The organism is Kineococcus aridisoli, from assembly GCF_050871885.1.
Taxonomy (GTDB): domain Bacteria; phylum Actinomycetota; class Actinomycetes; order Actinomycetales; family Kineococcaceae; genus Kineococcus.
This window is the reverse complement of the sequence record NZ_JBJLSF010000004.1, coordinates 31,459-52,589: the sequence shown is the minus strand read 5'-3', so window position 1 is coordinate 52,589 and position 21,131 is coordinate 31,459. Positions and strand designations below refer to the sequence as shown.

Below are 21,131 nucleotides of genomic sequence, written 5' to 3'. Positions count from 1 at the left end.
TCACAGCGTCGAGGGGTCGGTGTTCGCCCCGCACACCACGACGACGACCCGCTCGTCCGGCGCGGGCTCGTACCCGCCCGCGCCCAGCCCGGCCCACGCGGCGGCGGCACCGTGCTCGGCCGCGACGCGGAAGCGCTCCCACAGCTGCGCCCGCGCCGCCGTGATCCGCGCGTCGTCGACGAGCACGCTCACCGGTGCGGTGCGCCGGGCGACGTCGAAGGCGATGGCGCCCACGCGCCGGGCCCCCAGGGAGTCGGCGGCCACGCCCGACACCTCGACGTCCACGGGCCCCCCGGCGGCCAGCGCCCGGTGCAGCGTGGGGGCGCCCTCCGGCTCGACGGCGACGACGCGGGCCCGCCCCTCCAGCGCCACGGCCACCCCGGCGAACAGCCCGCCGCCGCCGACCGCGACGACGACGGTGTCGACGTCCGGCACGTCCTCCAGCACCTCCAGGGCCAGCGTCCCCGCCCCCGCCGCGATCTCCGGCTGGTCGTAGGCGTGGGCGAAGACGGCCCCGCGGGCGGCGGAGAACTCCACGGCCGCCTCGTACGCCTCCGCGTACTGCCGCCCCACCAGCCGCACGTCGGCACCCAGCCCGCGCAGCCGCGCCACCTTCACCGCCGGAGCGGTCAGCGGCACGAACACCGTCGCCGGCACCCCCAGCGCCGCGGCCGCGTGCGCGTTCGCCAGCCCGGCGTTGCCGCCGGAGGCCGTCACCACCCCGCGCCCGGGGTCCAGGGAGCCCTCCTGCGCGGCCACCAGCAGCCGGTTGAAGGCGCCGCGCGCCTTGAAGGTCCCCGTGTGCTGGAGGAACTCGCACTTCAGCCACCGCGGCCGCCCCGGCTCGCCCACCTCCAGCACCGGGGTCCGGCGCACCCTGCCGCGGATCCGCTCCCGCGCCGCGCTGACGTCCTGCCCCGTGATCGTCGTGTCCACGGGCAGATCCTGCACCGCCCCCGCGACGACCCCCGCCGTGGGACAGTGCGCCCATGACGGAGCCCACCGCGACCGGTCCCGCCGAGGTCCCCGCCGGGGCCCCCGCCGAGGTGGTCCCCTTCGACGAGGCCGGGCTGCTGCGGGCGTCCACGCGCTACGAGCGGGCCCTGCGCGAGGACGACCTCGCCGTGCTGGACGAGCTGTTCGCGCCCGGGGCGGCCACGCTGCGCGCCGAGGGCGGCACGGCGGTCGTCGGCCACGACGAGATCTCCGCCTTCCGGACCCGCCGCGGCGGCGCCCCCGTCCGCTGGCTGCGCCGCGTGCACCTGCGCCCCCTCGGCCCCGACGCCGCCGTCACCGTCAGCGAGACCGAGCGCCTCGACGGCGGCCGCGGCCTGCAGACCCAGGTGTGGCAGCGCGGTCCCGGCGGCTGGCGGATCGCCGCCGCGCACGTGTCCGGCGCCCCCTCGCCCGTCCCCGTCGGCTACGCCCACGAGGACGTCACGACCGGGCCGGCCACCTGGCGCGTCGGCGGGGACGGCGAGGCGCTGCTCACCGGCAGCGGCGCGGGGCCGCTCGCCGGGGTGCGGATCGCGGTCAAGGACAACGTCGCGGTCGCCGGCCAGCGCATCGGCGGCGGGGTGCCGCGCTGGCTGGAGGCCGCACCCGTGGAGGACGCCTGCGCACCCGCGCTGCAGGCCCTGCTCGACGCGGGCGCGGAGGTCGCCGGCATCGCCCAGACCGACGAGCTGGCGTTCTCCCTCATGGGCGCCAACGCCCACTACGGCACCCCCCGCAACACCGCCGCCCCCGGTCGGGTGCCCGGCGGCTCCACGTCGGGACCGGCCGCCGCCCTCGCCGCCGGCGCCGCCGACCTGGCCCTGGGCACCGACACCGCCGGCTCGCTGCGGGTGCCCGGCTCCTTCAGCGCCCTCTACGCCTGGCGCCCCACCCACGGCGCCGTCGACACCACCGGGGTCCTGCCGCTGGCACCCTCCTTCGACACGGTCGGCCTGCTGGCCCGCGACCCGGCGCTGCTGGCCGCCGCGGCCGGTGTCCTGCTGCCGGCCGGGACGCCCGCCACCGGGCAGCCCACCGCGCTGCTGCGCAGCCGCGCGCTGCTCGCCCTGGCCCACCCCGCGACCGCCCTCGCCGTCGAGGCCGCGACCACCGCGCTCGCCGTGCAGACCGGTCTGCCCCTGGTGGACGTGGACGAGGTCGCCGAGGACTTCACCGCCGCGCAGGTGGCCGCCTGGACGGCCGCCTTCCGCACGGTGCAGGCCGCCGAGGCGTGGGCCGCGCACGGCGGCTTCGTCGAGGCCCAGCCCGGCGCGCTGTCCGCCCCGGTGGAGGCCAGGTTCCGCGCCGGGGCCGCCGTCGACGCCACCGCCCTGGCGGCGGCCCGCGCCACGACGGCCGCCACCCGCGAGCACCTGGCCGCCCTGCTGCGGCTCGGCTGGCTGTGCCTGCCGAGCACCGCCACCCCGGCTCCGCGCGCCGACGCGTCGCCGCAGGAGTTCGAGACCGCCCGGGCCGGCACCCTGCAGCTGTCCACGCTGGCCTCGCAGGCGGGCGTGCCGGCCCTCGGCCTGCCCTGGGGGCGGGTGGGGGAGCTGCCGGTGGGCGCGTGCGTGCTCGCCCCGCACGGGGCGGACCGCGCGCTGCTGGGGCTGCTCGCGCAGGTGGCGCCCGCGCGCGGCTAGGGCGCTGCGGCCGGCAGGCCCACCTCCGCGACGATCCTCGTCACGGTCTCCTCGTCGAGCACGAACAGCTCCTCGCCGTCGCCGGGCGTGGCGACGGTGAGGAAGGTCCCGCGCACCCCCGCGTCGTCGACGTCCAGGAGGAGGGCGCCGCTGCCGCGCACGACGCGCTCGCGCCCGCGCGCCACGAGCACGTCGTTGCGGTTGGCCACGCCCGGGGCGACGAAGGCCGCCGTGCCCGAGGGCAGCGTCGCCGCGTAGGGGTGGTGGTAGTGGCCGCTGAGCACGGCGCGGACGTCGGTGCCCTCCAGCGCGGCCAGCAGGTCCGCCGGGTCGTCCAGCGCGACGCCCTCGTGCAGCACGGTCGGCGCCGGCAGCGGCGAGTGGTGCACGACGACGAGGGAGCCGCGCGGGGCGGGCGGGGCGAGCTGCTCGCGCAACCAGCCCAGCTGCCCGGCGTCCAGGTGGCCGTAGCCCTTGCCGGGCACCGAGGAGTCCAGGACGACGATGCGCAGGCCGTCCAGGTCGTGCACCGAGCGGGTCGGGCCGAGCACCTGCGTGAACCCCTCGCGCTCGTCGTGGTTGCCCATCGCCCACACCACCGTGCCGGCGCCGCGGGCGGCGGCGAAGGCGCCGACGAGGTCGCGGGCGCTCTCGTAGGAGGCGGCGGTGCCGTCGTCGGAGACGTCGCCGGAGACGACGACGGCGTCCAGCTCGCCGATGCCCTCCAGCCCGGCGAGCACCTGCCGCAACAGGGCCGTCGTGTCGACCAGACCGGCGTGCAGGCCGCCGTCGGCCATCAGGTGGGTGTCGGACAGCTGCAGGATCCGGGTCACTGGTCCTCCTCCTCCTCGTTCCGGGTGTCGCGGGTGTCGCGGGTGTCGCGGCCGTCGCGGGGTGCGGGGGCGCCCGAGGGGTTGGCCGTCTCCTCCTCGGAGGGCTCCCCGGTCTCCGAGGCGGTCGGCGAGCCGCTCGGCGAGCCGCTCGGCGAGGAGGTCGGCGACGTCGTCGGCGAGGCCGTCTCCGTCTGCTCCGGCGCGACGACGAGGTCGACGGAGGTGCCGACGTCCACCGACGTGCCCGCGGTGATGCTCTGGCTGACCACCGTGCCGGGCTCGCCGGAACCGGGGGCGCCGGTGGAGGTGTTCGTCGTCAGCCGCAGGCCGTTGAGCGTCTGCTGCGCCTCCGCCAGGCTCGTCCCGGTGACGTCGGGGACCTGCACCTGCCCGCTGGCCACGTTGAGCGTGATCGCCGTGCCCCGCTGCGCGGACGTGCCCGCCGCGGGGTCGGTGGAGACCACGGTGCCGGCGTCGGCGCTCGGGTCGGCGTCGGTCTCCACGACGTCGCCGACGGTGAACCCGGCCCCGGTCAGCGCCTGCCGCGCCTCCTGCTGGGTCTGCCCGCTGACGTCGGGCACCTGCACGGCCGCCGGGCCGCTGGAGACGGTGACCGTCACGGTGCTGCCGATCGCGGCAGAGGCGCCGGGCTGCGGGTCGGTGCTCACGACCTGCCCGGCGGGCACGGTGTCGTCGGCGGCCGGCACGAACGCCGGCACCAGCTGGGCGGCTGTCAGCTCGGCGTTCGCCTCCTCCTGGGTGCGGCCGACGACGTCGGGCACGTCCACGGCCGTCGGCGAGGCCGTCGCGCTCGAGCCCGGGTCGCCGCCGCCGCCGCGCGTCAGGGCGTAGCCGGCGCCGGCGATGCCCAGGACGAGCGCGACGATGAGCAGCACCCACGGCCAGCGCTTGCGCGCCGGGGGCTCGGCGGGCACGACGTCGTCGTCCACCCGCGGCAGCGTGCCCGTCAGCGGCGTGGCCGGCGGGGTGCTCACCGGCGGGGTGACGGTCGTCGCCGCGGTCGGCGGGGCGGGGGCGAAGGCCGTCGTCGCGCCGGCGGCCGCGGCGAAGCTGGCCCCGCGCAGCGGACGGCCCTCGACCGCGCGGCGCAGGTCGTCGGCGAAGTCGGCGGCGGTCTGGTAGCGGTGCTCGCGGTCCTTGCTCAGCGCCATGAGCACGACGTGGTCGACGGCCGGCGGGATGTTCGGGGCCAGCGCCGACGGCGGCCGCGGCTGCTCGGAGACGTGCTGGTAGGCGACGGCCACCGGGGCGTCGCCGGTGAACGGCGGACGCCCGGTGAGGATCTCGTAGAGCAGGCAGCCGGTGGAGTACAGGTCGCTGCGGGAGTCGACCTGCTCGCCGCGCGCCTGCTCGGGGGACAGGTACTGCGCGGTGCCCATGACGGCGGAGGTCTGGGTGAGGGTGGCCGAGGAGTCGCTGACCGCGCGGGCGATGCCGAAGTCCATGACCTTCACCTCGCCCGCCGGTGTGATCATGACGTTGGCGGGCTTGATGTCGCGGTGGACGATGCCCATCCGGTGCGAGTACTCCAGCGCCCCGAGCACGCCCTCGGTGATCGACAGCGCCTCGTCGAGCGCCAGCGGGTGGTCGGTGCGCAGCATGTCGCGCAGCGTGCGGCCCTCGACGTACTCCATGACGATCCACGGCAGCTCCACGCGCCCGCCGCCGGGTTCGGTGGTCTGCTCGGCGCCGGTGTCGTAGACCGCGACGATCGAGGGGTGGTTCAGCCCCGCGGCGGCCTGCGCCTCGCGGCGGAAGCGCGCCTGGAAGGAGGGGTCGCGCGCGAGGTCGGAGCGCAGCAGCTTGACCGCCACGGTGCGCCCGAGGCGGGTGTCGCGGGCGACGTGGACCTCGGCCATCCCGCCGCGGCCGAGCAGGCCGCCGACCTCGTAGCGCCCGCCGAGCAGGCGTGGCGACGCCTGCCCGGTGCCGGTCGATGCGTCCGTCACTGCTCTCCCCGTCCCTGCTCAGCCATCGAGCGCCGCCTCCATCACCGTCTTGGCCACCGGTGCCGACAGCCGCCCGCCGTACGCGCTCTCGGTCGAGCCGCCGTCCTCGATCACCACGGCGACGGCGACCTGGCGGTCCCCGTCGTCGGCCCACGAGGTGAACCACGCGTACGGCGGCAACCCGGCGCCGTGCTGCGCGGTCCCGGTCTTGCCGCCCACGTCGACCCCGTCGATCCTCGCCCGCGTGCCCGTCCCGGACTCCACGACCAGGCGCATCATGTCCTGCAGCGTGGAGGCGGTGCCCGAGCTGACGGCCCGGCCCAGCTCCTGCGGCGACGGCTCCTCGACGACGTCGAGCGAGGCGGCGTCGCGCACCCTCGCGATGAGGTTGGGCTTCATGAGCACCCCGTCGTTGGCGATGGCCGCGGAGATCATCGCCACCTGCAGCGGGGTGGCCACGTCGCTGCCCTGCCCGATCGCCGAGTAGGCCAGCAGCGGCCCCGCCACGGCGTCGCCGACGGGGTAGTCGCTGGTGGCCACCGGCGTCGGGATCGACAGCGACTGCCCGAACCCGAACTTCTCGGCCTGCTCGGCCAGCGCGTCCGCGCCCAGGGTCAGCCCCAGGGAGCCGAACGAGGTGTTGCAGGAGATCCGCAGCGCGTCCGCCAGCGACACCTGGTCGTTCGGCCCGCAGGCGGTGCCCTCGTCGTTCCTCAGGGTGTTCTGGGTCTGCGGCAGGTCCAGCTCCTGCGGGCCGGGCACCAGCGTGTCCGCGGTGTAGTCGCCGCTCTCCAGCGCCGCCGCGGAGGTGATGAGCTTGAACGTCGAGCCCGGCGGGTACAGCGACTGGGTCGCGCGGTTGACGAGCGGCTCGTCCTCGTCGCCGTTGAGCGCCGTCCACGCCTGCTGCTGCGCGTCGCCGTCGTGGCTGGCGAGCGCGTTCGGGTCGTAGCTGGGGCTGGAGACCATCGCCAGCACGTCGCCCGTCGCGGGGTCGAGCGCGACGACGGCGCCCTTGCGCCCGGCCAGCGCGTCCCACGCCGCCTGCTGCACCTTCGGCTCGATCGTCAGCTGCACCGAGGCCCCGCGCGGCTGCTCGCCGGTGAGCAGGTCCGACAGCTGCCGGTAGAACAGCTCGTCGGCCGTGCCGGAGAGCACGTCGTTCTCGGAGCGCTCGATGCCGCTCGTGCCGTAGCGCAGCGAGTAGTACCCGGTGACGGGGGCGTACAGCGGCCCCGCGGCGTACTGGCGCTGGTACTCGTAGGGGTCGTCGACCTCGGCGCTGGAGGCGATGGAGGCCCCGCCCGCGACGAGGATCGCGCCGCGCTCGCGGCCGAACTCCGCGTACAGCTGCCGGCTGTTGCCGGGCATCGCGTTGAGCCGGTCGGCGCGCAGGAACTGGATCCACGTCGTCGAGGCGAACAGCGCGAAGAAGAGGAAGGCCATCACCAGGGCCAGCCGGCGCAGGGGGCGGTTCACCCGATCCTCACCGCCTGCGTGACGCCGGTGTCGTCGCCGGGTCCGTTGCGGACCTCCGCGGCCGGGCGGCGGGCCAGGTCGGAGATGCGCAGCAGCAGCGCGACGACGATCCAGTTGGACACCAGCGAGGAGCCGCCCGCCGCCAGGAACGGCGTCGTCAGCCCCGTCAGCGGGATCACCCGGGTGACGCCGCCGACGACGACGAAGACCTGCAGCGTCACCGAGAACGCCAGCCCCGCCGCCAGCAGCTTGCCGAAGCCGTCGCGCACGCCGATCGCCGTGCGCAGGCCGCGCTCGACGAGCACCGCGTACAGGACGAGGACCGCGAACAGCCCGACCAGGCCCAGCTCCTCGCCCAGGGAGGAGTAGATGAAGTCGGAGTTGGCGTACGGGACGGTCTGCGGGCGCCCCTCGCCCAGGCCGGTGCCCAGCAGGCCGCCGTTGGCCATCCCGTACAGGCCCTGGACCAGCTGGTAGCTGCTGCCGCTGCGGTTCTCCGCGGTGAACGGGTGCAGCCAGATGTCCACGCGCTGCTGCACGTGGCCCATCGTCGACCAGGCGAAGACGGCGCCCGCGGCGAACATCAGCAGGCCCAGCACGATCCAGCTGACCCGCTCGGTGGACACGTAGAGCACGGCGACGAACAGGCCGAAGAAGAGCAGCGAGGTGCCCAGGTCGCGCTGCAGCACGAGCACGCCGACGCTGGCCACCCACGCCAGCAGGATCGGGCCGAGGTCGCGGGCCCGCGGCAGCTGCAGGAAGAGGACCTTGCGGCCGGTCAGGCTCAGGGCGTCGCGGTGCACGACGAGGTAGCCGGCGAAGAACACCGCCAGCGCGATCTTCGCCAGCTCACCGGGCTGGAAGGAGAACGGGCCGACGCCGATCCAGATGCGCGCGCCGTTCACCGTGCGGCCCAGGCCCGGCAGCATCGGCAGCAGCAGCAGCACCAGCCCGGCCACGGCCGCCGTCCACGTGTAGCGGCGCAGGATCCGGTGGTCGCGCAGCAGCACCAGCACCGCGCCGGCCGCGACGATGCCCAGCGCCGACCAGACGAACTGCCGCGGCGCCGCGCCGCCGTCCAGCGCCTCGTCGAGGCGGTGGATCATCACCAGCCCGAGGCCGTTGAGCAGCGTGGCCACCGGCAGCAGCAGCGGGTCGGCGTGCTTGGCCCGCCAGCGCAGCACCAGGTGCAGCGCGATCGCGAGCCCGCCCAGCCCCCCGGCGTAGGCGAACAGGTTCGGCGGCAGCGCGCCGTCGAGGGTCAGGCCGGTGACGGCCCAGGCCCCGCCGGCGATGACGACGGCGAAGACGACGAGCAGCAGCTCCACGTTGCGCCGCGTGGTCGGGTAGACGGGCAGCACGGTGGCCATCAGCCCACACCTCCGCAGTCCTCGGGCGTCACGGTCGGGGTGGGGGTCGGGCTGCTCGCGGGGGTGCTCGCGGGACCGCTCGTGGTGGCGGCCACCGGTGCGGCCGTCGTGCCCGCGGGCGCGGCCGGGGCGGGGGCGGTCGAGGGCGTCGGGGCGCTCGGCGCCGGGGTGGTCGGCGCGGCCGCCGCCCGGCAGGCCTCGGCGATCTCCCGCAGGTGCTCCACGGTGCTGCGCGCACCGGCCAGGCTGGAGGCGGTCATGCGCGCCTGCACCTCGTCGGCGTACGTCGTCGGCAGGTCCGCGACCGCGACGTCGCTGCGCTCGAGCACGTGCGACATCCGCAGCGGCCCGATGTCCTGGGTGAGCCCCCGGTACACCGCGACCCGCTCGGCGTCGACGCCGACGAAGTACTGCTGCTGGCTCCACCGCCAGCCGCCCCAGCCGCCCGCGACGAGCAGCAGCACCAGCAGCACCGGACCGGCGATCCACCGCCGGCGGCGGCGCCGGCGCTCGCGCTCGCCCAGCGGGGAGGAGCCGGGGTGGTCGTCCTCCGCGTCGTCGCCGGACTCCTCCGGCGCGGAGCGCAGGGCGGCGGCGCGGGCGGCGGGGGTGCCGGCTGCGCTGGAGCGGCGGGGGCGGTGGAAGGCGGCCGCGCCGACGACCTGCGGCGTCGTGGACGGCGGCGGGCCGCCGCCGAGCTCGACGACGTCGGCGACGACGCAGGAGATGTTGTCCGGGCCCCCGCCGCGCAGCGCCAGCTCCACGAGCCGCTCGCACGTGGCGTCCGGGTCCAGGCCGGCGCCGAGGGTCTCGGCGAGGGTGTCGTGGCTGACGACGCCGGACAGGCCGTCGCTGCAGAGCAGGTAGCGGTCGCCCGGGCGCGCCTCGCGCACCGAGACGTCGGCGTCGTCGTCGGAGCGGCCGGTGAGCACGCGCATGATCACCGAGCGCTGCGGGTGGCGCTCGGCCTCCTCGGCGCTGATGCGGCCGTCGTCGATGAGCGACTGCACGTAGCTGTGGTCCTTGGTGAGCTGGGTCAGCCGCCCCTCGCGCAGCAGGTACCCGCGCGAGTCGCCGATGTGGGCCAGCACCAGCCGGGAGCCGGCGCGCAGGACCGCCGTGACGGTCGTGCCCATGCCGGCCAGCTCGGGCTCCTCCTCCACGCGCCGGCGCAGCTGCTCGTTGGCGGCCTCCAGGGCCTCGTGCAGGTGCTGGGCGGCGTCGTCGCTGCCGTGCGACTCGCCGTCGAGCACGGACAGCTCGCCCACGGCCAGCGAGCTGGCCACGTCGCCGCCGGCGTGCCCGCCCATGCCGTCGGCCACGACGAGCAGGTGCGGGCCGGCGTAGCCGGAGTCCTGGTTGGACGAGCGGCCCAGGCCGACGTCGGAGCGCGCGGCGTAGCGGAGCGCGATGGCCACGGACTACCTCCGGAGCTCGAGCACGGTCTTGCCGATGCGCAGCGGCGTGCCGGGCTCGAAGGGTGCGGGGGTGGTCAGGCGGTCGCGGCCGAGGAAGGTGCCGTTGGTGGACTGCAGGTCCTCCACGACCCAGCCGTCCCCGGCCGGGTTCGGGGTGATGCGCACGTGCCGGGTGGAGGCGTACTCGTCGTCGAGGACCAGGGTGCAGTCCGCGCCGCGGCCGATGAGGACGGCGGCCTGGCCCAGCGCCAGGGTCGTCCCGCGCAGCGAGCCCTCGGTGACCACGAGCGTGGCGCGCCGCGGCCGGGGCGCCTGCTCGGGCTGCTCGGGCCGGGGGGTGCGCGGCCTGGCGCGCTCGGTGCGCCGGGCCGTGACGCGGGTGCCCAGCAGGTCCGCGCGCAGCACGCCGACGACGGCCAGCACGAAGAGCCAGAGCACGAGGAGGAGCCCGAGCCGCAGCACGGTCAGGGTCAGTTCGCTCACGAGGTCGTCCCGCTCAAGGGGTCAGGTCCAGCCCTCGTCGCGGCGGGCGGAGCGGAAGACCAGCTTCGTGCGGCCCACGGTGATCGTCGCGCCGTCGTGCAGGTCGACGGAGGACACCCGCTCGCCGTCGACGAAGGTGCCGTTGGTGGAGCTGAGGTCGCTCAGCCGCGCGCCCTGCGCGCCGACCCGCACCTCGGCGTGGCGGCGGGAGACGCCCGGGTCGTCGAGGACGACGTCGGCGTCGGAGCCGCGGCCGATGACGGTGACCGCCTCGGTGAGCACGTGGCCGCGCCCGTCCACGTCCAGGCGGGGGCGCCCCGCCGTCGAGGTGCGGGGGGTGGCCGGGGCGGTGCGGCCCTTGACGGTGGAGGACAGCACGCGGAAGACGCCCGTCTCCAGGTCGTCGGCCTCGTGGAAGTCGACGCGCACCGGCCCCACGAAGGAGTAGCGCTGCTTGTCGGCGTGCTGGGTGACGGCCGCGACCAGCTCGTCGGCGAGGGTGTCCTGCCAGGAGGCGATCTTGTCGTGGTCGGTGGGGCCGAGCTCCACGATGAAGCTGTTGGGCACGAGCGTGCGCCCGCGCGAGAGGACGGCCGCGCGGTCGTCGAGCTCGCGGCGCAGGGCGCTGGCGACCTCCACCGGCTGCACCTCGCTGCGGAAGGCGCGCGCGAACACGCCGCTGACGGCGCGTTCGACGCCGCGCTCGAAGCGGTCCAGGACTCCCACGCCGGCCCCCCTCCCGAGATCGTCCGACGATGCTCCAGCCCTCGGCATGGTAGCCGGGCGGGCACCCGGCGCCTGCGGTGCGCGCGTGGCGATCGGGGGGAGCCGGCGGGGAGGTGGCGTGAGGACCCCGCCGGAGCTGCTAAGGTCTTCATGTCTGCGCGAGTGGCGGAATAGGCAGACGCGCACGGTTCAGGTCCGTGTGCCCGAAAGGGCGTGGGGGTTCAACTCCCCCCTCGCGCACAGTGGCGGAGGCCCCGGTCGAATCGACCGGGGCCTCCGCCGTTCCCGGGAAGCATCCGCGGCCCCCGACGGCTGCAGCGGGCATGAGCCCCTCCGAGCAGGACCTCCCCGGGCAGGACCTCCCCGAGCGCGAGCAGCAGCTGCTGGACCTGCTCGCCGCCACCACCCGCAGCGTCCTCGTGACGATCAAGCGCGACGGGCGCCCGCAGCTGTCCAACGTCACCCACCACTACGACCCGCAGCGCCGGCTGGTGCGCGTCTCCGTCACCGCCGACCGCGCCAAGGCCCGCAACCTCGAGCGGGACCCGCGGGCCGGCCTGCACGTGACCTCGGAGGACTTCTGGAGCTGGGCCGTCGTCGAGGGCGACGCGGTCCTGTCGGCGGTCGCGGCCGACCCGCACGACGAGGCCGTCGACGAGCTCGTCGACCTCTACCGCGCGCTGGCCGGCGAGCACCCCGACTGGGACGACTACCGCGCGGCGATGGTGCGCGAGCGCCGCCGCGTGGTGCGGCTGCCCGTCGGCCGCGTCTACGGGCAGCCGCCCCGGTAGCCCCGGCGGGCGAGTCGCTGCCAGTAGCGTCGCGCCATGGCTGTCCTGCACCAGGCCGAGCTGCGGCCCACCAAGCTCGAACTGCTCACCTCCTGGCTGCCCACGCTGCCCTGGAGCGGCCTGGCGGGCGGGGAGGCGCTGCGGGTCGTCGCGACGTTCCGCTTCGACGACCCCGCCGGCGAGGTCGGCGTGGAGACCTTCCTCGTGCGCGCCGGCGACGGGCCGCTGCTCAACGTGCCGCTGACCTACCGCGCCGCGCCGCTGGAGGGCGCCGAGGACTTCCTCGTCACGACGCTGGAGCACTCGGTCCTGGGGCGGCGCTGGGTCCACGACGCCGCCGGCGACCCGGTGTGGGCGGACGCGGCGCACCGCGCCGCCGTCACCGGCGGCCGCGAGGCGGACCTGCAGCGGGCCGTCGACGGCCGGCTGGAGCCGGCGCCGAAGAACGGCTGGGCGAGCGGCGACGGGGACGCGGCCGAGGCCGGCGCGATCACCGCGGTCGAGGGCGTGAGCACCGAGGGCGCGGTGACGACGGTGCGCACCCCGCTCGCCACGATCGTGCTGCCGCGGGTGCTGACGGGTCCGGCCGCGCCGGCGCTGCCCGCGGGTGCCCGCCTCACGGCGAGCTGGGGCGAGGACGAGGCCGCCGCCGTCGCGGTGGTCCTGCCGTGAGCGGGCTCGTCGCCGTCACCGGCGCCACCGGGCACGTCGGCGGGCGCGTGGCGCGCGCCCTGTCCTCGGCGGGGCTCGCGCAGCGCCTCGTCGTGCGCGACCCCGCCCGCGCCCCCGACCTGCCGGGCGCCGACGTGCGCCCGGCGGCCTACGGCGACACCGGGGCGCTGCGGCACGCCTTCGACGGCGTGGACGTGCTGCTGCTCGTCTCCGCCGCCGAGCACGCCGACCGACGCTCGCAGCACCGCTCGGTCGTGGAGGCCGCCGCGGCCGCGGGCGTGCGGCGCGTCGTCTACACGTCCTTCCTGGCCGCCGCCCCGGACTGCACGTTCACCTTCGGCCGCGACCACGCCGCCACCGAGGAGCTGCTCACCGCCTCGCGGATGGAGACGACGTTCCTGCGCAACTCCTTCTACGCCGACGTCCTCCCCGACTTCGTCGTCGACGGCGCGCTGCGCGGCCCCGCGGGCAGCGGGCGGCTCGCACCGGTGGCCCGCGCCGACGTCGCCGAGGTCGCCGTCGCGGCGCTGCTGGACGAGGCGCACTCCGGGCGCACCTACGACGTCACCGGTCCGCGGGCGCTGACGCTGGCCGAGGTCGCCGAGCAGCTGTCCGCCGTGCGCGGCGAGCAGGTGCGCTACGTGGAGGAGGGCGTCGAGGAGGCCTACGCCTCGCGGGCCCCCTCCGGGGAGCCGCGCTGGGTGCTCGACGGCTGGGTGAGCACCTACACGGCCATCGCGAGCGGTGAGCTGGACGTCGTCAGCAGCACCGTCCCCGACCTCACCGGGCACCCCGCGCGCTCGCTGGCGGAGGTCCTCGCCTGAGCGCGCGAGCGGGTGCGTCCGGGCTGCGGCGGGCGCTGGAGGACCTCGACGGCGCCCCCTACGCCCGCCACCGCTCCCTGTCGGGGCGCCCCTGGCCCCTGCTCGACGACCCCGCCGGCCGCTGCGAGGTGCTGCTGCGGCAGCCGCAGGCCGACCCGTTCGCGCCGCCCGCGCGCTGGGAGGTGCGCTGCACGGGCACCCCCTTCGCCGCCCTCGGCCTGGACGGCGCGGTCCGCCGCCGGGCGGTGGCGGGCTTCCTGGCCCGCGCCGCGGCCGCCGCGGCCGGCCCGTTCCGGATCGACGCGGGCGGGCAGGAGGTGCTGCAGCGCAGCAGCTGCGAGGTGTCCGCCGACGGCTCGCTCGTGCTGCGCCTCGGCTACCCGCTGCCCGGTCCGCGCCGGCGCCTGGACGGCCGGCGCGCCGCCGAGGACCTGACCGCGAGGCTGCCGCGGCTGCTGCGCGAGCGGGTGCTGGGCTGCGACCTCGACGCAGCGCGGGCGTTCGCCGACGCCGTCGAGGACGCCGACGCCCTGCGCCGCCGGCTGCCCGGGCTCGGTCTGGTCGCCTTCGTCGCCGACGGCGCGGTGCTCCCGCGGCGCAGCGGCGTCGACGACCGCCCCGCCCTGGACGCGGTGCCGTTCTCCTCCCCGCCCTCGCTGCGCACCACCGTGGAGCTGCCGCACCGCGGGCCGACGACGGGGATGGGCGTGCCGACGGGGGTGACGGTGGTCGTCGGCGGCGGCTTCCACGGCAAGTCCACGCTGCTGCGCGCCCTGGAGGCCGGGGTGCACGACCACGTCCCCGGCGACGGCCGCGAGCTGGTCGTCACCCGCGCCGACGCCGCGGCCGTGCGCGCCGAGGACGGCCGGGCCGTCACCGGCGTCGACGTCGGCGCGTTCGTCACGGGGCTGCCCGGCGGGCTGGACCCGCGCGCGTTCACCACCGCGGACGCCTCCGGCTCCACCTCCCAGGCGGCGGCGACCGTGGAGGCGCTGGAGGCGGGCAGCCGGCTGCTGCTCCTGGACGAGGACACCGCGGCGACGAACCTCATGGTCCGCGACGCGCGGATGCAGCAGCTGGTGGCCAAGGCGTCCGAGCCGCTCAACCCGTTCGTGGACCTCGTGCGCCCGCTGGCCGAGGACCACGGCGTCTCCACGGTGCTCGTCGTGGGGGCCAGCGGCGACTTCCTCGACGTCGCCGACCGGGTCCTGCTGATGGAGTCCTTCCGCTGCAGCGACGTCAGCGAGCGGGCCCGGGAGGTGGCGCGCCGCCCGAGCGGGCGCGTCGCGGAGGCGGGCCGCTTCCCGCCCGTGCGGGACCGCGTGCCGGACCCGGTCGGCGTGGACGCGCACGCGCGGGGGCGCCGGCGCGTCGCGGCCCTCGGCACGGACGCGCTGCGCCTGGGCGAGCACGAGGTCGACGTGCGGGCGGTGCGCCAGTTCACCGACGCCGGACAGGTCGCCGGGGCCGGGCACGCCCTGGCCCACGCGGTCGCCGCCGGCCACCTCGACGGCCGCCGCGCGCTGGCGCGGGTGCTGGACCTGCTGGAGGCGGACCTGGCCGGCGCCGTGACGGGCTGGCTGGGCGGGGCGGAGGCGGACGTGGCGGTGCCGCGCCGCCACGAGGTCGCGGCGGCGCTGAACCGGGTGCGCGGGCTGCGCGTGACGCGCCTGCTGGACGACCCGATCGGGGGATCCAGCGCCGCGCCGGCGCCGCCGACCTCCCCGGGGTGACCCTCTCCCCGGCCGCGCCGCGACGGCGCGAGGCAGCCGTCGCCGCAGGGACGCTGCTCGCCGGGGCCGCGCTGCTGCCCGCGGCGCGGGGGGCCGCGCCGGTGCTGCTGCTGCTCGCCCACCTGGTGGCGGTCGCCGTCGTGGCCGGTGCGCTGCGCCGCGGCGGCGACGACGGGGTGTGGCGGTGGTGGGCCGCGGCGGTCGCGGTGCTGGGCCTGGCCCCGCTGGCCGCGCTGGTGACGGGGTCGTCCTCGGCGGTGCCGCCGGCGGTGGCCGCGCTGGCCGCCGCACCCCTGGCCTACCAGGGCCTGGTGCGCTGGAACCGCTTCCGCACCTACGTCTCCGACCCCGGGGACTGGCTCAACGGCGTCAGCGCCGTCCTGGCCATCACCGCGGCCGGGGTGCTGCTGCAGCGCCGGAGCGGCTTCCTGCCCGCGCCCTGGCCGGACTGGCGCGAGCAGCTGTGGCTGCTGGACGTCGGTGCCCTCGTGCTGCTGCTGGGCACGGCCGCCACCGTCGCCGCCATCGGCGGGCTGGCCCGCGACCGCCGCGCGTGGGCGGTGCAGTGCTCGCTGGCGGCGCTGCTGGTGGTGTCGGTCTGCCTGCGCGGCGGCGCCTCGGACGGCGTGCGGCTGCAGGCGGCGTGGACGCTGGCCGCGCTCGTCGTGGCGGCCTGCTCGGTCCGGCCGGTGCGGTCGGCGGCGGTGCCGGCCTCCAGCCAGGCGCCGGCCGTCGGCTCCTTCGTCGTGCTGGCGCTGGCGGTGGGCGTCCTGGCGGCCACCGCCGTGCCCCGCGACGGGTGGGGACCGACGGCGTACGCCCTCGCGGCGACGCTGGGGGTGAGCGTGCGCGTGGTGCACCTGCTGCGCGAGCTGGCGCAGCTGGCGGTCTCGCGCCGGGAGGCGCTGACCGACGAGCTCACCGGGCTGGCCAACCGCCGGGCGCTGCTGCAGCACCTCGTCGCGGCGACCCGGCAGCGGCGCACCACCGGGCTGCTGCTCATCGACATCGACCGCTTCAAGGAGGTCAACGACCGCCAGGGCCACCACGCGGGCGACGCCCTGCTGCGCCGCGTGGTGGCGGCGGCCGCCCGCGCGCTGCCCGCGGACGCGGTGTTCGCCCGGCTGGGCGGTGACGAGTTCGCGGTGCTGCTGCCCGGCTGCGACGACGAGGGCGCCACCGCCGTGGGCCGCGAGGTGCACGAGGCCGTCGTGCGGCACGTCGACATCGGGCTGAGCATCGGCGTGCGCTCGCTGCCGGCGGGGGCCGTCGACCCCGACCGGCTGCTGCGCCAGGCCGACACCGCCATGTACGCGGCGAAGACGGCCGGGGGCGGGGTCGGCGTCTACGACTCCGACGTCGACGCCCGCTCCCGCGACCGCGCCGCGCTGGCCGCCGACCTCAAGGCGCTCGTGGGCGCCGGTGAGCAGCGGCTGCGCCGCGAGCTCGTCGTGCACTACCAGCCGCAGGTGGACGTGCTCACGGGCCGCGTGGTGGGGGTGGAGGCGCTGGTGCGCTGGGAGCACCCGGTGCGGGGCCTGCTGCCGCCGGTGACCTTCCTCGAGCTCGCCGAGGAGCAGGGCCTCATGGACGAGCTGACCGTGCACCTGCTGCACCGGGCGACCGCGGACGCGGCGCTGTGGGCGCACGGCGGCCTGCCGCTGCGGGTGTCGGTGAACCTGTCGGCCTCGACGCTGGCGCACCCGGACCTGCTGCGCATCGTCGACGACGTGCTCGCCCGCAGCGGCCTGGCCCCCGGCAGGCTGGTGCTGGAGGTCACCGAGACGACCCTCATGGCCGATCCCGACCTGGCGCTGGAGGTCACGCGCGGGCTGACTCGGCGGGGGGTGCAGCTGAGCATCGACGACTACGGGACGGGGTACTCCTCGCTGGCGTACCTGACGGACCTGCCGGCCACGGAGCTGAAGCTGGACCGCGCGTTCACCGTGCGGGTGCTGCACGAGCCGCGCACCGCGCAGATCGTGGAGGCCACCGTGGCGCTCGCGCACCGGCTGGGCCTGCGGGTGGTGGCCGAGGGCGTGGAGGACGCCGCGACCCGCGACGTCCTGGGCCGCCTCGACGTCGACGAGTCGCAGGGCTACCTGCACGCCCGCCCGATGCCGCCCGGGCAGGTGCAGCGCTGGCTGGAGCTGGCCACGGGCGGGCTGCCGGGCGGGCCCGCGGGTGGGCCGGTGGGTGGGCCGGCGGGCGGTGGGGTGGCGCAGGAGGCCCGCGAGGTGTGAGGTGGGCTGCGTGAGCACCGAACCCACCAGCGCCGAGGGCGGCGTCGTCGACCCGCGCGACAACGCCGAGGTCCGCCGCGTCCAGGAGTCCGGCAGCCGCGAGAACGCCCGCGCCTCCGACGGGGGCCCGGTCCCCAGCCCCGCCCCGGCGGCCGGCGACACGTTCGGCCTGGCCGACGAGGCCGCCGACGGCACCGGCGCGGGGAACCCGATCGCCGGCGTGGAGATCAACCCCGAGGACGCCGCCGGCGCCGAGCGCGACACCGACGGCTGACCGGCCTCAGCCGTCGCGGCGCTCCAGCGTGGGCGTCGTCCCGCCGGAGCGCTGGGCCAGCAGGTCGCGGATCTCGGTGAGCAGCAGCACGTCCTCGGCGGGCGCCTGCGGCTCGCGACCTCGCCGCGCTTGCGCAGCGCCAGCAGGCGGTTCACCGGCGTGATGATGACGAAGTAGACGACCGCGGCGACGATGAGGAAGTTGACGACGGCGCCGAGGATCGCGCCGAAGCGGAACTCGGCGTTGTTGAGCGTGACGATCCACAGGTTGTCGGTGTCGGGCGCCCCGCCGATCGCCGCGATGAGCGGGGTGATGAGGTTGTCCACGATGGACGTGATGATCCCCGTGAACGCCGCGCCGATGACCACGGCCACGGCCAGGTCGATGACGTTGCCCCGGAGGATGAAGTCCTTGAACCCGGTGATGAGCTTCACGTCGTCCCCTTCCCGAGCGGAAACCTGCCGTGCCGAACCCTAGGGGCCCGCGCCGGACCCGGCCGATCGCGATCGTCGGGCTCGGCGCGGCGGGCGGCAGCCTGGCCTGGCGGCTGGCCGGCACGGAGGTCGCGCTGGAGGTGTTCGAGGCCCCGCGCGGTGCGGCGCAGCGCACCCAGGAGCGCACCTGGTGCACGTGGGGACCGCCCGGTGGCCCCGGGCCGTTCGGGCCGCTGGTGGTCGCGCGCTGGTCGCGGGTGCGCGTGGTCGGCGCGGACGGGCAGGTGGTCCTGGCCGACCTGGGGGGCTGGCGCTACCGGATGCTGCGCTCGGTCGACGTGGAGGAGGCGGTGCGCGAGCGCCTGGAGCGCGCGGGCGTGCCGGTGCACGAGGTCGTCGTCGAGGACGCGGCGGCGCTGGCGCGGCGCACCGGCGCGCAGGTCGTCGACACGCGCCCGGTGCCGGTCCCGGCGAGCGGGCGGACGCTGCTGCTGCAGCACTTCCTGGGCCGGCGGATCCGCGCGGAGCAGCCGGTGTTCGACGCCCGGACGGCGACGCTCATGGACTTCCGCACCCCGCAACCGGCGGGCGGGGTCGCGTTCGGGTACGTGCTGCCGACGTCGCCGACCGAGGCGCTGGTGGAGTACACGGAGTTCTCCGCGCGGCTGCTGACCCCGGAGCGGTACGCCGAGCGGCTGGAGGAGTACCTGCGGCGCAGCGGGATCGGCGCGCACGAGGTGCTCGCCGAGGAGCGCGGCGTCATCCCGATGACGGACGCGCGCTTCCCGCCGGACCCGCGGGCGGGGGTGCTGCGCTGGGGCGCGGCCTCCGGGTCGGTGCGCCCGTCGACGGGGTACGCGTTCAGCGCCCTGCAGCGGCAGGCGGACGCGCTGGCCGCGCAGGCGGTGCGGGGCGGTCCGCTGGTGCTGCCGCCCGCCCACGGCCGCCGCCACCTGCTCATGGACTCGCTGGTCCTGGAGGCGCTGGCCACGGGCCGCATCGACGGCGCGCGCTTCTTCGTGGAGCTGTTCCGGCGCAACCCCGTGCAGCGGGTGCTGGGTTTCCTGGACGGCGCGAGCGGCCCGGCGGCGGACCTCGCCCTCATGGCGAGCTCCCCGCGCGGACCGATGCTCGCGACGGTGCTGGGGCGCCTCAGGCGTTGAGGACGGCCTCGATGTCGAGCTCGAGGTCGACCTTGTCGGAGACGACGAGGCCGCCGTTGTCCAGGCGGGCGTCGAACTCGACGCCGAAGTCGCGGCGGTTGATCTGGCCCTTGGCCGAGAAGCCGACGCGGGTGCCGCCGTAGGCGTCGGGGCCGAAGCCGGAGACCTCCAGGGCCAGGGTGACGGGGCGGGTGACGCCCTTGAGGGTGAGGTCGCCCTCGAGGAGGAAGTCCTCGCCGTCGTGGCGCAGCGCGGTGGAGGTGAACCGCGCGGTGGGGTGGGTCTCGACCTCGAAGAAGTCGCCGCTCTTGACGTGGGCGTCGCGCTGCTCGTTGAAGGTCGTGATGGAGGTGACGTCGACCTCGGCGAGCACCTTGGAGTTCGCGGGGTCCTCGGCGGTGACGATCTCGCCCGAGACGCTGCCCAGGCGGCCGCGGACCTTGCTGACGGCCATGTGCCGCACGGTGAAGGACACCTCCGAGTGCGAGGCGTCGATCGTCCAGCTGCCGGCCAGGTAGCCGGGGACGGCGGGCAGCGGGCCCGCCGCGGCCGGGGCGAGCGCCGTGGTGCCGCTGACGTCCTTGTTCCTGCCGAACCAGCCCATCGTGACCTCCGAAGATGTTTGCAGCTTCAACTGACTCGTCGAACGTACACGCGAGTCCTTCAAAGTGCAAGTACCTTCGGGCCGCCCCCGGGCGGGGTCAGACCACCGTCCCCCGCTCGAAGAACCAGGCGACCAGGAGCGCTCCGGGGTCCACCGCCCCGCCGTCGACGGTGCGCCGGGTGCCGTCCGCCGCCGCGCGGTAGGCCGCGTGCAGGGCCGCGACGGCCGGGACGCCCGCCGCCTCCGCACCCACCAGCGCCTCGGCGGCCGGGACCAGCGCGTCCAGCAGCGAGGGCGTCCCCGCCGGGGGCGCGCCGGCGCGCTGCACCGCGGTGACGCCCGCCCCCGCCGCGTCGGCGAGCGCGCGGGTGCTCACCTCGCGCCCGATCGAGCGGGCCAGCTCGCCGAACCAGGGGACCAGCAGCCGGGGCACCTCGCCGGGCACCGTCGAGAACCCCTCGGCGACCGCGCCGAAGACCTCGCCCGCCAGCCGCGGCGGGGACTCCTGCAGCGCGGTGTCGGCGGCCTGCGCGGCGAGCACCACGTCCGCCCCGATGCCGTGCAGCTCCTGCTGCCGGGAGACCACCTGGTCCTCGAAGCCCCTCCACCACAGCACGGTCCGCCGCAGGTCGAGGTCCGCCGCCCGGGTGCCGCGCACCACCTCCAGGGGCCGTCCGCCCTCCGTGACCTGGAGCTGATCCGCCTGTGCCGCCACTGGTGTCGAGGTGTCCACCGCTCCGCCCTCCGCGTCGAGGAAACACCGCGAGAGTGGCACGCGGTACCGGTGATCGCCACCTCTAGGCTGCCGGGGTGGGAGTGGTGCTGCGCACGGTGTCCGAGGACGACTGGGAGCGCGTCCGGGAGCTGAGGCTGCGGATGCTCGCCGACACCCCGATCGCGTTCATGGAGACCCTGGAGCGGGCCCGCGCCCACGACGAGGCCGAGTGGCGCGCCCGCGCCCGGCGCACGACGCTGCCGGGCAGCACGACGGTGGTCGCCGTCGAGGAGGCGAGCGGGCGCTGGGTCGGCACGATGGGCGCCTTCACCGACCCCGAGCGCGGGGTCTTCCTCGTCTCCGTCTTCGTCGACGCCTCCCAGCGGGGCGCGGGGACGGCGGACCGGCTGCTGACCGCCGTGCTGGACTGGGCGCAGGCCCGCGGTGCGGACGGCGTCCGCCTGCACGTGCACGAGGACAACGCCCGGGCGCGGGCCTTCTACGAGCGCCGCGGCTTCCGCGACACGGGTGCGCGGGTGCCCTACGCCCTCGACCCGGCGCGCTCCGAGGTGGAGATGCGGCTGGTGTTCGACGCCCCGGCTGACGCCCCGGGGTGAGCCCTCCCGGGTGACCTCCCGGGTGGTGCGGTCGACGCGGCGTGCGGCGGTGCACCCGCTCGGTGCTCAAGGGTGGCCCGGACGGCGCCGATGCCTGGGGTGTCGGTGACGCCGGGTCTCGACATCCGTTGACGCACAGGAGC

The 21,131-nt window shown here is 76.7% G+C and carries 19 protein-coding genes, 1 tRNA gene and 1 pseudogene; 10 read left to right on the top strand and 11 right to left on the bottom strand.

Going from position 1 to position 21,131, the window contains the following annotated elements; all coding sequences use genetic code 11:
• Nucleotides 1-936 carry a serine/threonine dehydratase gene (locus tag ACRYM2_RS02255; protein ID WP_432519544.1) on the bottom strand — a complete coding sequence of 312 codons (936 nt, stop codon included), beginning with the start codon at nucleotides 934-936 and terminating at the stop codon, nucleotides 1-3.
• A 53-nt stretch (nucleotides 937-989) separates the two neighbouring features.
• Between ACRYM2_RS02255 and ACRYM2_RS02250 the strand changes: the two genes are divergently transcribed.
• Entirely contained in the window at nucleotides 990-2,639 is a 1,650-nt protein-coding gene (locus ACRYM2_RS02250) for an AtzH-like domain-containing protein (RefSeq protein ID WP_432519543.1), read from the top strand.
• On the opposite strand, the gene ACRYM2_RS02245 is transcribed toward ACRYM2_RS02250, so the two are convergent.
• Genes ACRYM2_RS02245 through ACRYM2_RS02215 form a run of 7 tightly spaced genes read right to left on the bottom strand, consistent with a single transcriptional unit; the run spans nucleotide 2,636 to nucleotide 10,918 of the window.
• Entirely contained in the window at nucleotides 2,636-3,472 is an 837-nt protein-coding gene (locus tag ACRYM2_RS02245) for a metallophosphoesterase (RefSeq protein ID WP_432519541.1), read from the bottom strand. The genes ACRYM2_RS02250 and ACRYM2_RS02245 overlap by 4 nt on opposite strands.
• Nucleotides 3,469-5,442: a Stk1 family PASTA domain-containing Ser/Thr kinase gene (pknB, locus tag ACRYM2_RS02240; protein ID WP_432519539.1), complete on the bottom strand. Its 1,974-nt coding sequence runs from the start codon at nucleotides 5,440-5,442 to the stop codon at nucleotides 3,469-3,471. Before pknB ends, ACRYM2_RS02245 begins: the two co-directional genes overlap by 4 nt.
• Before the next feature lie 18 nt (nucleotides 5,443-5,460).
• Nucleotides 5,461-6,921 (bottom strand): peptidoglycan D,D-transpeptidase FtsI family protein, encoded by a 1,461-nt coding sequence (locus tag ACRYM2_RS02235; RefSeq protein ID WP_432519537.1) that lies wholly within the window; start codon nucleotides 6,919-6,921, stop codon nucleotides 5,461-5,463.
• Nucleotides 6,918-8,291, bottom strand: coding sequence for an FtsW/RodA/SpoVE family cell cycle protein (locus ACRYM2_RS02230; RefSeq protein ID WP_432519536.1), 1,374 nt, complete (start codon nucleotides 8,289-8,291; stop codon nucleotides 6,918-6,920). The genes ACRYM2_RS02235 and ACRYM2_RS02230 overlap by 4 nt, the downstream gene beginning before the upstream one ends.
• The gene (locus ACRYM2_RS02225) at nucleotides 8,291-9,709 is read right to left on the bottom strand and encodes a PP2C family protein-serine/threonine phosphatase (RefSeq protein WP_432519535.1); all 1,419 of its coding nucleotides are present in this window, start codon (nucleotides 9,707-9,709) and stop codon (nucleotides 8,291-8,293) included. Before ACRYM2_RS02225 ends, ACRYM2_RS02230 begins: the two co-directional genes overlap by 1 nt.
• A 3-nt stretch (nucleotides 9,710-9,712) precedes the next feature.
• Complete coding sequence (locus ACRYM2_RS02220) at nucleotides 9,713-10,192, bottom strand: FHA domain-containing protein FhaB/FipA (protein ID WP_432519533.1); 480 nt, start codon at nucleotides 10,190-10,192, stop codon at nucleotides 9,713-9,715.
• Between the two features lie 21 nt (nucleotides 10,193-10,213).
• Nucleotides 10,214-10,918, bottom strand: a complete 705-nt coding sequence (locus tag ACRYM2_RS02215; protein WP_432519532.1) for an FHA domain-containing protein — start codon at nucleotides 10,916-10,918, stop codon at nucleotides 10,214-10,216.
• Between the two features lie 156 nt (nucleotides 10,919-11,074).
• On the opposite strand from ACRYM2_RS02215, the gene ACRYM2_RS02210 reads away from it, so the two are divergent.
• The 7 genes from ACRYM2_RS02210 to ACRYM2_RS02180 all read left to right on the top strand — a co-directional run bounded on the left by ACRYM2_RS02210 (nucleotide 11,075) and on the right by ACRYM2_RS02180 (nucleotide 17,455).
• A tRNA-Leu gene (locus ACRYM2_RS02210) sits at nucleotides 11,075-11,158 on the top strand.
• Between the two features lie 83 nt (nucleotides 11,159-11,241).
• On the top strand, nucleotides 11,242-11,709 hold the full coding sequence (locus ACRYM2_RS02205) for a PPOX class F420-dependent oxidoreductase (RefSeq protein ID WP_432519531.1): 468 nt from the start codon (nucleotides 11,242-11,244) through the stop codon (nucleotides 11,707-11,709).
• A gap of 36 nt (nucleotides 11,710-11,745) precedes the next feature.
• Nucleotides 11,746-12,381, top strand: a complete 636-nt coding sequence (locus tag ACRYM2_RS02200) for a CG0192-related protein (RefSeq protein ID WP_432519529.1) — start codon at nucleotides 11,746-11,748, stop codon at nucleotides 12,379-12,381.
• Nucleotides 12,378-13,205: an NAD(P)H-binding protein gene (locus ACRYM2_RS02195; protein ID WP_432519527.1), complete on the top strand. Its 828-nt coding sequence runs from the start codon at nucleotides 12,378-12,380 to the stop codon at nucleotides 13,203-13,205. The genes ACRYM2_RS02200 and ACRYM2_RS02195 overlap by 4 nt, the downstream gene beginning before the upstream one ends.
• Nucleotides 13,202-14,938, top strand: coding sequence for a P-loop domain-containing protein (locus ACRYM2_RS02190; protein WP_432519613.1), 1,737 nt, complete (start codon nucleotides 13,202-13,204; stop codon nucleotides 14,936-14,938). Before ACRYM2_RS02195 ends, ACRYM2_RS02190 begins: the two co-directional genes overlap by 4 nt.
• A complete protein-coding gene (locus ACRYM2_RS02185) occupies nucleotides 14,935-17,181 on the top strand; it encodes a putative bifunctional diguanylate cyclase/phosphodiesterase (RefSeq protein ID WP_432519525.1) in 2,247 nt (748 codons plus the stop codon). The genes ACRYM2_RS02190 and ACRYM2_RS02185 overlap by 4 nt, the downstream gene beginning before the upstream one ends.
• A 10-nt stretch (nucleotides 17,182-17,191) precedes the next feature.
• On the top strand, nucleotides 17,192-17,455 hold the full coding sequence (locus tag ACRYM2_RS02180; protein WP_432519523.1) for a hypothetical protein: 264 nt from the start codon (nucleotides 17,192-17,194) through the stop codon (nucleotides 17,453-17,455).
• A 170-nt stretch (nucleotides 17,456-17,625) separates the two neighbouring features.
• Here the strand turns inward: ACRYM2_RS02180 and ACRYM2_RS02175 are convergent.
• A pseudogene (locus tag ACRYM2_RS02175) lies at nucleotides 17,626-17,823 on the bottom strand (MscL family protein); the annotation flags it as partial.
• A 95-nt stretch (nucleotides 17,824-17,918) separates the two neighbouring features.
• Here ACRYM2_RS02175 and ACRYM2_RS02170 point away from each other — a divergent pair.
• On the top strand, nucleotides 17,919-19,052 hold the full coding sequence (locus tag ACRYM2_RS02170) for a lycopene cyclase family protein (protein WP_432519521.1): 1,134 nt from the start codon (nucleotides 17,919-17,921) through the stop codon (nucleotides 19,050-19,052).
• Here the strand turns inward: ACRYM2_RS02170 and ACRYM2_RS02165 are convergent.
• Entirely contained in the window at nucleotides 19,042-19,686 is a 645-nt protein-coding gene (locus tag ACRYM2_RS02165; RefSeq protein WP_432519519.1) for a YceI family protein, read from the bottom strand. The genes ACRYM2_RS02170 and ACRYM2_RS02165 overlap by 11 nt on opposite strands.
• A gap of 67 nt (nucleotides 19,687-19,753) precedes the next feature.
• Nucleotides 19,754-20,314, bottom strand: coding sequence for a DAK2 domain-containing protein (locus ACRYM2_RS02160; protein ID WP_432519517.1), 561 nt, complete (start codon nucleotides 20,312-20,314; stop codon nucleotides 19,754-19,756).
• A 152-nt stretch (nucleotides 20,315-20,466) separates the two neighbouring features.
• On the opposite strand from ACRYM2_RS02160, the gene ACRYM2_RS02155 reads away from it, so the two are divergent.
• Nucleotides 20,467-20,988, top strand: a complete 522-nt coding sequence (locus tag ACRYM2_RS02155) for a GNAT family N-acetyltransferase (RefSeq protein WP_432519515.1) — start codon at nucleotides 20,467-20,469, stop codon at nucleotides 20,986-20,988.
• Nucleotides 20,989-21,131: the final 143 nt, after the last annotated feature.